Annotated in this window: 4 protein-coding genes; 2 read left to right on the top strand and 2 right to left on the bottom strand. The window is 55.5% G+C overall.

Annotated elements, in window-relative coordinates:
- The first annotated feature begins 1 nt into the window (after position 1).
- Positions 2-1,345 (top strand): hypothetical protein, encoded by a 1,344-nt coding sequence (locus Poly24_RS00600; protein WP_145088982.1) that lies wholly within the window; start codon positions 2-4, stop codon positions 1,343-1,345.
- Positions 1,346-1,419: 74 nt separating this feature from the next.
- Here Poly24_RS00600 and Poly24_RS00605 read toward each other — a convergent pair whose 3' ends face one another.
- Positions 1,420-6,870, bottom strand: coding sequence for a WD40 repeat domain-containing protein (locus Poly24_RS00605; protein ID WP_197452219.1), 5,451 nt, complete (start codon positions 6,868-6,870; stop codon positions 1,420-1,422).
- Positions 6,871-7,221: 351 nt separating this feature from the next.
- On the opposite strand from Poly24_RS00605, the gene Poly24_RS00610 reads away from it, so the two are divergent.
- Positions 7,222-10,245, top strand: a complete 3,024-nt coding sequence (locus Poly24_RS00610) for a bifunctional serine/threonine-protein kinase/formylglycine-generating enzyme family protein (protein WP_145088987.1) — start codon at positions 7,222-7,224, stop codon at positions 10,243-10,245.
- Positions 10,246-10,262: 17 nt separating this feature from the next.
- Here Poly24_RS00610 and Poly24_RS00615 read toward each other — a convergent pair whose 3' ends face one another.
- Complete coding sequence (locus Poly24_RS00615; protein ID WP_197452220.1) at positions 10,263-14,249, bottom strand: FG-GAP-like repeat-containing protein; 3,987 nt, start codon at positions 14,247-14,249, stop codon at positions 10,263-10,265.
- Positions 14,250-14,444: the final 195 nt, after the last annotated feature.

Consider the following 14,444-nt stretch of genomic DNA (forward strand, 5'->3'; position numbering starts at 1 on the left):
AATGAAAACGATCTTCCAACGAAGCTGCCTGTTGCTTGGTTTAGCGTTGGCCTCTTGCGCCACCGCCGATGCTCAAGGTCGCACGCGAGCGCGACTCTTTTGGCAAGACGACGCCGACGCCACGGTTCGCTACGGCGACTTCAAACGACAAGGAAACGAATACTCTTTAGAGGCGAAAACCATCGACGGCTTTCCAGCCTTGGATGTCGCGGAGCAGTCGCTGGTCCAGATGCAAGCTGACAGCGGTCTGATCTTGATCGGTGTCCGCGATCAAGCCGACGGGACGATCGGCAGCGGTTGGGTCGCTATCGAATCGGGCGGTGTCGAAGAACCGCACGGCGATCACTCGCATTGGAAGTTCCCCAACGCGCCAAGCGTGCTACGGTCGGTGATCGACACCGAACAGGGCAACCCCGCCCATCTGTACCACTACGGCCGTTCTTTCGTCTTGGCGAACGACAAGAGCAGCGGGATGACGATCACCACAGCTCAGCGGCTACGCGATCCGAAGCCTTCGGCCGATCGGACCACCTTTGTTTTGGGAGGGGGCGGGCATATCACGCTGGCGATTGCCGAGGACCACGTTGCGTATTCGACTTGGATCGATCGGAGCGGTGAAAACAGCGGCCGCGTCGACGTCGTTGGACTCGGTTCCAACAACGGTAAACGTTACGAGATCCGATGTCCTTCAGGCGGTCTGCACGGCGCGACGATCAACGAAGGAAAAGTCTTCTTGGCGCCCGCCGATGGCGTCTGTTGGGTGCCAGCCGATATGCAGATGACCGGCAGCGCCGACGACGTGGAAGTCAACCACTTGGCGATCGGCAAAGGTTCCGAGGACAAGCCGCTGCGAACCGGAGCGTTTGCGAACCTGAAGAACCACGTTCTATTCACCGCGGGAAAAGAGGCGGATTGCCGATTGTGCTGGATCGACGCCAGCAGTCCCGCTCCCGCGATCTCAACACTTTTGATCGCTCTTGACGAAGCGGAAAGCCTGTCGACACCCGTTGTCGTCGAGACCCGAGACCGTCGCAAACTGGCGCTCACATTTGCCGAGAACCGATCGGATTCGTCGAAGGATCGATTGATCGTCGTCGATCTCGACCCGAACGACGACGGCAACTTCAGCGATGCGAAACAGGTGCAATCGATCGCCGTTGGCCCCAATCAAATCGAAGGGCATTCGGGGCATCACACCGCCACCGTCCTGCCCGGACACCGCCAAGTCGCGTTGACCAACCCAGGGGAAGGAAGTATCTGGATCATCTCGTTGACCGACTTTACGGTAGCGGCCAAGTTGGACGTCCCCGGCACACCCACGCGTCTGATCGCGCTGGGCGGCTGATCCCTAAAAGCGATGACGCATCGCTGATTAGCATATTCAACCTCCCCGACAGACCGATTGTTGGGGAGGTTGGTTCAGAATTGCAAAGCCGTCATCAGGTCGGGGATTTCGTTTGCAAAGCTAAGGTTGTTGTCCTGTTGCGCAAAGGCTTCCAAGCCGGCGCGGAGCACGAACAACGGCGTCGGCTTCTGCTCGCGAATCTGTGCAATCGCACCCAACAGCTTGCGTTTGACTTGTGCCGGCGATTGGACGTTTTCAATCGCATATCCCAATGAAGCCGACTGCGGCCGCACGGGCGGAAATGGAGAAACCAAGTCGGCAGCCCCATCGTCGTTCACGAGATCCATCAACAGCACCTTCGCTCCGCACACCGATTCGAATTGTTGGTGAATCCCGTCGAGCGTATACAAATTGCTCAGCACACTTTTCCCATCGGCAGATCGCTTTAAATAGGATCGCCCTTCCTGCGAAATGACTTGCACGCCGCGAAAATAGACGGCAACCACTTCGTTGGCCGGCGTCTGTTGCATCGCTTTCTGACCCACGCGACGCACCCGGTTGCCCAGGATCGAAAGGATCTGATCTTCGCCAACATTGTCGCCTGTGAGAACGCCTGCAACGTAGACTTCGGAAAATTGAGGACTCACCAATCGGCCCTGTTCTTTGCGAATACCGATCGCTTTGAACACCTCCTCTCGCAACTCCTGTTCCGTCTGTGGACCGACGCCAACCAATACCAACCGCAGTCGTTGCCGCTGGACCGGATTATCGCAGATTACATGCAGCGAATCGGCATTCACACGGTCGAGTTGAATCTCGGGAACGTCGACTTGGATTTCATTATCTTCCGCGTTTAGAAACAATTCGCAGAGGAAGGTTCGCTCCATTGCGCCCGCTTGCAGCGGATCCAGTCGGACGGGCAACTGTTGGAATCCGTTGACATGCAGACTTAGTCCCAAGGGCTTGTTGATATTAGGATCGTCGGAGTCGAGCCATTTGACGCGGCCTTGCAACCAAACGCGGCCCGCTTTCAATGGCGTCTTCGTGACCAAATGCCCATCGCGGAGTTCGATCGGAATCGTTTCCTTAGCTGACGGATCGTAGCGAATCGAATCCAGTATCAATTGAGCTGGCGAAAGCAGTCGATTCAGCGAATACGACCGCCGCGTTACTCCGCCGGCATTGGACACCGAGATGCTTATCGGTTGCATGCCTTCGACGAGATCCAATTTGACTGCGATGGGATTCTGCACGCGGTCGCTTTGATAGACCGTTTTACCACGATGGCGTACTTCGATATTCGTGGTGGGTGATTTTGAGTTGACGTTGAATCGCAGGTCAAACTCTTTGTTCGTGACCGCGTCTTGTGGGATGCTCGAAACCAGTTCGATCTCGGGAGCCGTGGGCAGCGGCATCTTGGGCAGTTCGACGGCCAAGGGTTCCGAAGTTTCATTCGAAGTGATCTTCAGTTCCGCCGTTGCCTTGCCTTCGATGAAGTCGAGCTTTTCAATACGGACGGTTTGCAAGTCGCCGTTGGTTTCCACTACCTGAAATGAATCGACGGGCACTGCATCAAACGTAATCTGTTCGATCGGGGAGGCTGATCGGCATTGAACGACGCCTGAAAAATAGGGCATGTCGGGCTTCGTTTCCGTGGCGACGTTCATGATCACCGGACGCGGGGCATAGTAGACATTCAATCGCTGACGCAGTGGTTCTTTGTGCCATGCATTCCGCACATCCAGATCGATGATATTTTGCCCCAGGCGCAGCGGAACGGTCTCCTGAATGACGGTTTGATCGTTGACCTGTTGAACCTGCACATTGCGTTCGATGCCGTTGATGAACGCGTTGACCGTGAAAGCCTCCGGCGTTTCCTCGGCCCGGATCCGCCCGGTAAGTGTGACTTGAGGCGTCACCAGGAATTCTGTGATTTCCGTGTCGTTGCTCGGCCCCGTAATTTCAAGCTTGGGGATCGCAGGCTGGTAGACAACCGCAAAGGTGGACGACGTCAAAGGACTGCTTTTTGTCTGCGATTCGATCGTGATTTGATTATCGCCGGGCTGCAAGCGAAGGACTTGGTTGAGTTGAAATTTCTTCAGTTCAGCGGATTGGAACGTGGAACTTAGATCCATCGATTGATCGTTCAAAAGCACGCGGACAACGGTCAACGGTTCGATTGGTGAATCGATGGAACCTTGCAGTTTGCATTTTGGCGAATCGAGCAGGGCGGGATCGGCTTGGTTCAACGCAACCGTCTCTACTTGGCCGCCATGTAGATGCTGGATCTTGTTTAAGGTAATCACGGGTGGCGCGACGGGGCCCATGTAACGGAAGACCTCGAGAATGGTGCGCGCAGCTTCCTGCTGTGGATCGCCTCCCCGAGGCACCACCGAGATCGAGATCGCATTGTTCCCAAGCGACAAGGGAACGGACAGTTCGATCTCTTGGCGACCAACTCCCGATCCGCGTTTTTGAAAATCACCGCTGGCAATGTTGTAGTCCAACGTGTCGGTATCGATCGTTGGTTCCAGGGTGAATTTCAGCGAATACGTCTCGTCCTTGGTGCGCGTTGGCTGCGGCAAAATCTGAATTTGCGGCGGCGGCGGGATGAAGTGGTACTGCAAGCGACTGGTGAACGATTGAGGAATCTGTTCGTTCGTATGCACCACCGCTTGGATCGAATGAAGACCTCGCGACTGCATCGCCTCTGGGAGGGCAGCGGTCCAGCTGCCGTTGGAATCATAGGTTGGTTGAATCGCCGCCTGCTGATCGAACTGAAACTCCACAGCCCCAATCTTTTTGGCGGGCAGCCGTCCAAGCAATGACAGCGAGATGGAGTTGGGTGCCTGGCGGACGATTGGTGAACTGACCAATTGCGAGTCGATAATTTCGCCCGGCAGCAACAGCATCGACATCGTCGGGCGAGGCAGCGGCGGAGCTGGCGGGATGGTGCGGGTGCTGATCAGCGACGTGATCAGCTTCGATCGATAATATTGATCGCGGTAGGCACCGATCTCAGCGTACGTTACCGGGTGTTCGGGCTGTCCGGTATTAAAGTGCCAACCGATCGCCTTCATCATCGATTCGCTGCTGGTTTCAAACGGGCCCGACGGCGTCCATCCGATCCATCGTCGCGATCCCGGTCGGTTGTCGTCGGCGATCAATAGCGAGAACAGCGGCTTGCGTTCATCGCTCGCCTGCGACACAGGTAATGCAAGTTGAACATTTTCAGTTCCACGTTGCACGACGACATTCGCGACGCTCCCCGGTTCCAACTGCCACATGCGGTGGAATAGATCCAGCCCCGATTTCCATGCGGGTTCGTCGACGATTGAAATCAGCCGGTCGTTCTTTTGCAGCGGCGCTGGCTTCATGCCGGCGGGCAAAGGACGGATTCGTTTCACAACGGCTTGGTTGTCCAATTGCACTCCCGCAATCGACCCGTGTTTGCCAAGGATGGTGTTGAGGTCCGATAGATCCCAGGCACAAAGCGTTCGGTCGCGGGCTGTCGAGACCAACAGTTTCGCATCTTTCGAAAATGCGATCGATTGGATCCGCTCCGAATGCGCGGCCAGTTCTCGAATCGGGGCGCCGGAAGCCGTATCGAAGACCGTCAAACGTGGTTCTTGCCCAGCGATGTGGGTCGCGGCGACAAGGATCGGCGTCTCCTTCAGGGCTTCCGAATCAGGGACTGCGATTGCCGATACCGATTGGCCTGGTTGGATCGGGACCGATGCCAACGATGGCTTCTCGAGTTCAGCCACCCGGCGCAGCCGAATCGTCGGTGGTAGCGTTGGCGTCTCTACAGTCGTCGCGGCGATCAATTGCCCATCGTCCGAGAATAGGATCGGGCCATCGTGCCCTCGTAGTTCACGAATCAATTCACCGGTGTTGGCGTTGTAGATCAGCAAACGATATTCGCTGCCCGATTCGGTTGCGACGGCGACGACCGATTCGCGGGTCGCCGAAGAGGTCGATAGCACGGGGGCAAATCGAATCCGTTGGCCCGCTGGCAACGTAATCTCGCAAAGCGTTCGTTCGGGATCGGTCACCTTGAACGCGTTGTCGATTGTGGGATCTCGTTCGATTTTCAGCGATGAAGGTGTCGCGTTGGATTTCCACGGATTGGTTTCATCGATAACGGAAACCAATTGATTCGAAAAATTGAGGGCAAGATTCTCCGACGAGGCACCCGACTCTCGAATCATCAAGCCATCTTGATCGGCGAGGGTCCCAAATCTTGCCGATTCGATTTCGTGGTAACGACTGGTCAGTTTTTGAGATCCGTTGGATTGCCCGAGTAAATCGGTACGTTTAAAGATGGCAAGCTGATGCCCGGGATTGCCGCTGACGGCCATGTGCTCCGAGTTTTCCGAGACCGCAATGTTGACCGGCGGTGGGTTGTTTGTGGAGATTGCCCACAGGGGAAGCTCGCGACGCGGTGCGGCGATGTTGTTGATTGGGAAGTCGTAAACGATCAGCTTCGCTTGTTTGCCCATGCCTTCGGAGATGCCGGTTGCGCCGATCGCGATTCGGTCGTGGGTGCCCTCGCCGGTTGATGAAAGGGTGGCGATCGACTGAGGCAACCAAGCGAGGTCATCGAATCGCGGCAGGTCCCAGACTTGGATCTGCTGCAGCGTGTTGTTCTGATAACGCCATTCTCGTAACTGCCCTCCACTGCCCACAAGAATCGTTTCCGTATTACCAGCGGGAACGAATACCGATGCGGCGCGCACCCCGTTGGGAGCCTCGGTCAACAGATTATCTTTGGTGTTCCAAAGCCTCAGCCGGTCGTCGAACCAGGCGATCGCGAGGGCCGGGTGTTCGCGGGAGTCATGAACCACGGCGATCTGCGACGATGCGAGTGCTTGCGGCAATTGAAACGTCTTGCGGATCGCGTCTTTGGTTTCCATGTTCCAGCGACGCAGCTCAAAATCGGTGACGTCGTCGTCCGCATTGGAATCGGCTGCCACGCTGAAGAGTTGGATGAGACCTTGAGCATCGGTGGCAAATGCGAGATTAACGACCGGGGCGGTGTGTCCGCGAAGGGTTGTCCGAGCGTTTGTCGTCCGGTCAACGAGGTGGATCACGCCGCGATCCAATTTCATCTCGTTCGTGAGACTCGCCGAAACCGGATAGATCCGACCCGCGTCTTGAAAATCTGAAGCGCCGCGAATCCGCGACTTACCGGCGATTGCCAACCAGCGATTGTCCGAAGAAACCGCAATCGCGTTGATCGTTCCTGCTTGTCCCGGGCCGATCGGAATCCGATGCGTGTTGGCGGCATCCAATTGGAAATCGCCGTCGTTCTTCCGTTGCCAACCCTGCACGGTCTTGTCCCAGCCGGCGGTCAGCAACAGCTTGCCTTGGTCGCAAAATGCGATCCTCGTAACCGAGGTCCGAGGCCCTCCGGGGGCAACCACTAAGACAGGCTTTTCGACTTGGGCGACGCTACGTTCTGCGCTGCCTAGGATGCACGCCAGCACTAAGAGAACTCGGTAATCGAAACACTTGGGGATCATCGGAAGTCTCGGTTGGTCGTCCAAGGGAAGGGAGGCAGGCATGTTCCGTGGGGAGACCCCCGCCAACAAGCGATCGCTTGCGGACTCTGAGAGAAGCGGAGATGATCGCGCACCGATTCGTAAATCAATTGGAAACGCGGAGTTGCCAGAGCCCCCGGTGATGCGTTCATGACGATACATTACGGAACTGGTATGTTACCATTGATTGGCCAACGTTTCAGGGTAAATCGTGATTCATCTTGGGGGGCGTTGGCGCATCCTCGCTTCGGATGCTCCTGAGGAACCGATGGGGCATCCATCGTTTCCGACATCCCTGCCTATCCATCTGTCACTTCTGTCGCAGCCAAATTAATGACTGAGCCACTGTTTCGAAGGATTCAACAAACGCGCGAACGATTCGAAAAGCAGTGGCAATCGGGGGATCCGCCGGATCTGCGGAAGATTGTTGATCGATGGGAGGGGGATGAGCGGCAAGACCTCTACAGGAATCTGCTCGAACTGGACATTCCGTATCGGCACCGAAATCAGTTGTCACTGCAGTTGTCTGATTACGATCGGGCGTTTCCCGAATTTGCAGAGATTACGCGCCAGGTCTTCGAGGAGGGCGTCTTTAAGACAATTGTCGCGGATTCACAATCCGAAACGCCGATCGAAGGTGGCGTAGGGACGGGGAAATACTTCGGTCGCTACCGCGTTATCCAGACGCTTGGTCAAGGTGGAATGGGGGCGGTCTATCTAGCCCATGACGATCGCTTGGACCGTGAAGTGGCGATCAAGGTGCCGTTCATCAATCACGCCGACGCGCAAATGGTGGTCGATCGTTTCTTTCGCGAAGCGCGTGCACTTGCGGCGATTGTCCATCCTAACATCTGCCCAATCCATGAAGTCAACCAGGAAGGCGGGGTTCCGTTCATGGTGATGACTTATGTTCAAGGCAAACCTCTAACCGATCCCGAAGTGAGACCCAAGAGTATCGCCGAGGCGGTCCTGCTGATTAAAAAGCTCGCCTATGCGTTGCATCATTCACACCAGGTAGGTGTCGTCCACCGCGATCTGAAGCCGTCCAATGTGATCGTGAATTATTTGAATGAACCGGTGATCATCGATTTTGGTCTCGCCACTCTCGCCCGGCCCGACGCGATCGATCTCACGACACCTGGTGCAGTGCTAGGCACGCCCGCGTACATGTCTCCCGAGCAAGTCGAAGGAACGGCCGCGGCGATCGGTCCGAAGACCGACATCTACACGCTGGGGGTGATCTTGTACGAGCTGTTGGCCGGTTCGCGACCGTTTTCGGGAAAGCTGGTTGAAGTCTTAAATCAAATCCTTACCGTGATTCCGCCCAAGCCGTCGGATCACCGGAATCAAATCGATGCAGAACTCGACGCGATTTGCATGAAAGCGATCGCCAAATCGACGGAGTCGCGTTATTCGCGGATGGTCGAATTTGCGGATCGGTTGGAAGCCTGGCTACAAGATGACGCACGCTTTCGCTATGAATCGGACACGGCACGGCACACGCCACGTGAGCGAACGATGCGCGAGGGTGAGCATGGTACGGGGACGCACCGAGGGGTGCCTCGCACGAAGACCGAACGGTTATCCGACCGTCACTTCGAAAGTGTTGTCGGTGGAAACGATCGAACGGTGGCGGTGCATGTTCCCGTTTCGTCGGGAATCATGGATCGTGAACCCGCGGTGGAGGTCGAGTCTTTTCCGGACAACTTCGGATATCGGCTGATCGAACGGATCGGTGAGGGGCAATACGGTGAAGTTTGGAGAGCGATGGCTCCCGGTGACGTCGAAGTCGCCGTTAAAAAAGTTTCCTTTCCCATCAAGCACAAGGCGACCCAAACGGAATTGAAGGCGCTGTCGATCGTCAAACGGTTGCGGCATCCTCTGTTGCTAAATGTGCAAGCGTTTTGGGTGGTCGGCGATCAATTGATGATCGTTTCAGAACTAGCCGATGAGAGTTTGGAAGACACGCTGCGGAAACACAAAAAGATTGGTATCGAACGCGACGAATTGTTGCACTACATGAAAGAGGCTGCCGAAGCGATCGATTTCCTGCATTCTGAGCGTATCTTTCATCGCGATATCAAGCCGGCCAACATCTTGTTGCAACGCGAGCATGTGAAGGTGGCGGACTTCGGAATCGCGATTACTGGAGAATTGCAGCCTGGAGAATTGACGGTGCCGGCCAATGTACTGGGCACACCGCTCTATATGGCGCCTGAAGCATTTCGCAAGCAGTTTGGGCCGCGATCGGATCAGTTCAGTCTTGCGGCAACCTATTTAGAACTTCGCCTGGGCAGAGAACTGCAGTCGAGCGAACAGCAGCAAGACTTTCTGAAGGAGTTGCCTGCCGAAGAGCAACCGGTTATCGGCAAAGCGCTCTCCCAGGATCCCGCCGAACGATTCGAAACGTGTACCCAATTCATCGATGGAATTCTTGACGCGATTCGCCATCGGGAACGCGAGGAAGCAAGGCGACGTTGGTTGCGTCGTTCGTTTATCGCCGCCTCGGTGTTCGTGGTAACGGGGACACCGGCAGCACTTGCGCTGCGAACGATGAATTTGAAAAGCATCGCATTCGACGCGATTCCTCAAGGGTTTGAAATCGCATCCGATGCACAGCTTGTTCGGGTTGGTGGAACGATGCTGTACAGCGCGATTGAACGTCCAATCGATGAGGCTACACGACTGCGGTTCCAATTGATTCCCCGTACGGCGAACCAAGATCTTGCTTCGTTTTATTGCATGCAAGATTTGGTATCCAACGCGATGTTCGCGCGGTTTGTTCAGCAATCGCCATCGGCTGCAATTGGAGAGGAGTGGAAAACAGGGACTTTGGCAGGAAATGATTTTCTTCCGGCGGAAGATCATCCTCATCTGCCGGTGGTCAATGTTTCCGCCGAAGAGGCGTATCTGTTTGCGAATGCGATCGGTTGTGATTTGCCAACGAAGCAGCAATGGGATAAGGCGGCGGGACGCTGGGATCATCCGCCAGAACAAACTGGTCCGTTTGAGGCTCCGGCGGATGAGCCGGTCCCCGACGTGGCGGTTGACAGGATCGAACAGGGCCCTGCACCGATTGGTTCATCACGCGATGATGTCAGTGTTTTTGGTTGCCGCGACATGGCGGGTAACGTCAAAGAATGGACCAAGACCACCGACGATCTCGAAGTGACGGTGCCTATTCAAAACCAAGAGGATCAGTTTGGAATCGTCTATTGTGGCAACGACTACCGAGACTCTGCACCGCTGACGTTCGAAGCGATGGAATCGCCGCAATATTGGTATGAGATCATCGGACGCCGTCCGCCGTTTGGATTTCGCTGTGTCGTAGAAATCGCGACGACCGGTGGCGAATAGCTCCTTGAAAACGAGGGCTATGGAATCAACTTACGTCCCCGTTCGACATCGATCGCCAACGTCTCGAGCAATTGCTCCTCTTCCTCATCGGCGTCACCAAACAGAGGTAGCAACCCGTATTCGCCCGCCGTCGTACTCTTGCGGCGTTGGATTTCGTTGAGGACCATCAGCGCGTCGATCGGTGTGATCTGGCCATCGCCATTGACGTCGACATAGTTTGCCTGCGCCGCCGCAGTCGCGGCTTCTCCGGCGGTCTGTTGTTTCGCCAAGGAATTCAGGATTCGAAGCGCGTCGATGGGCGAAACGAGTCCATCGTCGTTTACGTCAAACCGGTCAGCTGCGTTTTGGAATTCCGCAACCACCGGCATCGCGACCCCGAAGCCGCCATAGCCCGAGACGGCCCTTCCGTAGTGAATGCTGATGCCGTTGACGACCTGGGATGCTGCGAAATCTTGGATGCCATCCAGGTCGAGATCCACGACGGTTAAATTCTTTGGCAGTGCACCGCCTTGCGAAACGATCGATGGTACCGGAATGGTTTGGCCATGAACAAACCCCGAGCCTAGGTTGGTGAGCAGCGATACCGCTCCGCCGCCCGAGTTTGCGACCAGCAAATCCTGGTCTTCATCGCGGTCGATGTCGGCAGCCTGGATGCCTCCCAGTCGGTAGTCAAAGTCGATGACTTCCGATGCGACGTCTGGGGTCGCGGTGTTCCCGACATTGTAGAAGATGTGAACCTGCGATCCTCCACTGACGGCAAGGTCGTCGAATCCGTTGTTATCCAACGTGCTCACGGCGAGACCGGTGGGGGTTGGGATGCCTGTCAGCGTGCCTGCATCGGAAAAGTTGCCGTTGCCGTTGCCAAGAAACAAAGAGACGCTGTCACTGCCATAATTGGCGACGGCAAGGTCGACGTTTCCGTCGTTTTGAATGTCACCAAAGACTAACGCGGAGGGGCGCGTGCCGACCGCAAGGGTTTGGGCAGGTTGAAATGTTCCCTCGCCAGTCCCTAGGAGAATGGAAACCGTATCGCCGTAAAAATTCGTGTAGGCGAGATCGAGATTTCCGTCATTGTTTACATCGGCGGTGGCAATTGCTGACGGACCGGCACCCGTTCCGACTAGGATCCATTCGGATTCGTCAAACGGCATGTCGCCATACTGAACTTGGTCGGCCAATAGAACGTAGACCTGGCCGTTGTTACGTCCTTCTCCGAGCAAGGCCACTGCGATGTCATCGCGCGAATCGCCATCGAAGTCGCCGACAACAACGCTCTGTGGTCGGGAGTTTGTAGGCAACAGGATGGTTGATTTCTCGGGCTCGACCGCGGGTTGCGAGCTGCCAGGGTTCCAGACGATGGTGAGACTGGCGCTTCCCAAGACTGAGTTCTGGAAATCGTTTGCCACAATAAGATCGGGGTAAGAAACGCCCGTGGAATTGAAACCGTCGTCAAAATTACCAGACGTGACAAAGCTTGGGAAAACGCCGGTAGCTACGCTGTAGCCATCGTCAAACAGATAGGAGTTCGCCGTGACATAGATATAGATGGTCCCGGTCGTCTCGGCTCCGTCGTCGTCAGCGACGGTGAAGTCAAACGAATCGAGGCCGACGAATTGGCTTCCTTGTGCGGGGGACGGCGGATAATAAGTCACCGTGCCGTCGGTGGGATTGTAGATAACATCGCCGCCTTGTTCGCTGGAACTGTCGAAGAAGACGACATTCAGGGCTTGTGATTCATTCGATGGACCGGCGGAAAAGTCCGACAGCGGAAGCACAAACGTCAATGCTTGATCGTTGGGTGTCGAATAGTACAGGTCGGAAACCGTCGGCGGATCGTTGACCGAAATAATGTTGACGGTTACCTCAGCAACGGAGTAGAGGCCCCCGTCGTCGACGATGGAATAATAGAAGACCTCGTACGCGTCGCCGAATTTGTCCTGCGGTGGTGTGTACGTAAACGTGCCATCGCCATTGTCGACGACGTTTCCATCCATCGCAACGAAGGTTAAGGTGTCGTAGTCGTCGGGATCGGTGTCGTTGAGCAGCAGTTCGCTGTAGGTGCCGGTGTAGGGTTGGTCCTCGTACACGAAGATCGTGTCTGGGTTAGCAATTGGTGGACTGTTGACAATGATTGCTTCAATCGTTGTCGTATCGGATGCCGAGTTATTCGCACTGTCGATGTCGGTTTCATTTCCCGAGACCGTGGCGAAGCTGGTGATGGCGTTCGCCGTGTTAGGATCGACGATCACCGTAATTGAGATCGTCGCGCTACCGCCGCTAGCAAGATCCCCTAAATCAATTGTGACTTCATTCCCAATCCACGTCGGAGTTCCTTGACTGGTGCTGACAAAATCGATCTGAACGTTTGTCGAAAGCGTGTCAACGACAGTGACCCCTGTGGCATCACCAAGTCCATTGTTGTGGACTTCGAGGGTATAGGTTAGTGTGTTCCCGGCGACGACGGGATCCGGCGTGTCGGTGCTCGTAATCGACAGGTCTGGTGCGGCGTAAACCCCGAAATCAAGTGTCGGGTTGGCGTTTGGATCGCTGTAGGAAATCGACCCGGGCTCCGAGTTTGCTGCTAAAGTTACCGCAAGCGACATGACGCCCTGGCCTGGCACTTCGGCCCCGTTGTCATCATTGTCGATATCGTTGTCGGGGTCGGGGTTACCGGGACTGGAGAGATAGCCAGACAGCGGTCCACCCAAACTGAAATTTAGATCGTTGACTTGGACGAAATAGTCTCCAGGAAACAAGTTAGTGAACGAATAAATCCCGTCGAGGTCGGTGAGCGTACTATCGATCGATGGGTCGTTGATGCTGGAGAAAACGCCATCGCCATTGTCTTCGTAGAGAGTGAGCAGGACATCGGAAATTCCAATTTCCGAAGCGAGGTCGAAGTTCCCATCATTGTTCGTGTCGTTCCAGACACGGTCGCCCAAAGAAAGCGGTTCGTAGATTGCGAAATCGACACGTGTGTCAACTTGTCCGACGGTGTAGATCTTCAAAGTTTGGCTGTCAAAAGCCGGTACATCGGAACTGACTCGGATGCTGATCCCACCGACGTTGCTAAAGTCCGCTTCTTCTCCCGGTGCAATGCCAGTAAAGTTACTGAAAGGAATAACCCGCTCGGAGAAAGGAATTCCGCCTGGCGGCGTGACGATCGTCGTGGAATATGACGAGTAGTTCACACTGTCGGTGTGTATGAAGATTCCGATTGAGACGGCGCCCGGAGAATCCGCTCCCAGCGCTCCCAGTGCTCCCAGCGTTAACACGAAGGAATCCGCTGTTGCGCCATCGGTTAGGTCGACCCCGCCGAGACCGATGGGATCAAAATTAGACGAACCATCGATTCCATCGTATTCCACATAAAATTCGCCTAATGCGTCCGAGGTCGAACTGTAATTCAAACTACCGCCACTGCTGTCGACGTCTAAATTGACCCGTAGGCCTGAGAATAACGTCAGATACAAATCTCGCTCACGCCCCAAAATCGATTGACTCGCTTCGGGGGCTTCGAAGGAGTTGTCGTCGTATTCGCCTGGAACGTCGACAAGTAAACTTTGATCCCCTTCGGAAAAGTCGTCGATCAGCACGCCGACAGATTCGCCCGAAGCTTGCTCGTCACTGATCGTCGTCAACGTCGAGACGTGGGTTCCCGCGCGCTCGATGAATCCAGCTGGCAAGATCCGTTCAACGAAATAGTCACCAGCGGCGAGACGGTCGAAAGCATAGTCGCCATTGGCGTCGGTGGTTGTGGAGTCCAGGAACGAGTCATCGCCGCCAAGTAATCCGTCAAAGCTCCCATCGCCGCCATCGCGATACAGGTAAAGCACCACGCTTTCTTGACCGAGGTCATCGGCGGACAGACCATCGCCGGTTTGATCGCTAAAGACGTTCCCAATGATTCCGCCGAAGTCGCTGGCCAATTGCAGTCGAGGTTCGAATTGTTCCAGTTGAAGCCGCCTTCGCCGAAGCTTGCGCTGTCGGAGGGCTGAAATCAAGGACGCTTTCCTGTTTGATCGAACCGACGTCATCGTTGCTGTCTCATCTAGATGTGGCGAGTCATATTAGCGGGCGTTTGCAGCGTTACGGATCGCATTCCCCACCTTTGTGGATGGCCAGTATAGTGTGGGGCAATGAGCCATACCTAGGGTTTTGCATGCTGAAATCGAAGTTTTTTGTTACGCTGGTGGCGT

It is taken from the genome of Rosistilla carotiformis, from assembly GCF_007753095.1.
Lineage (GTDB): Bacteria > Planctomycetota > Planctomycetia > Pirellulales > Pirellulaceae > Rosistilla > Rosistilla carotiformis.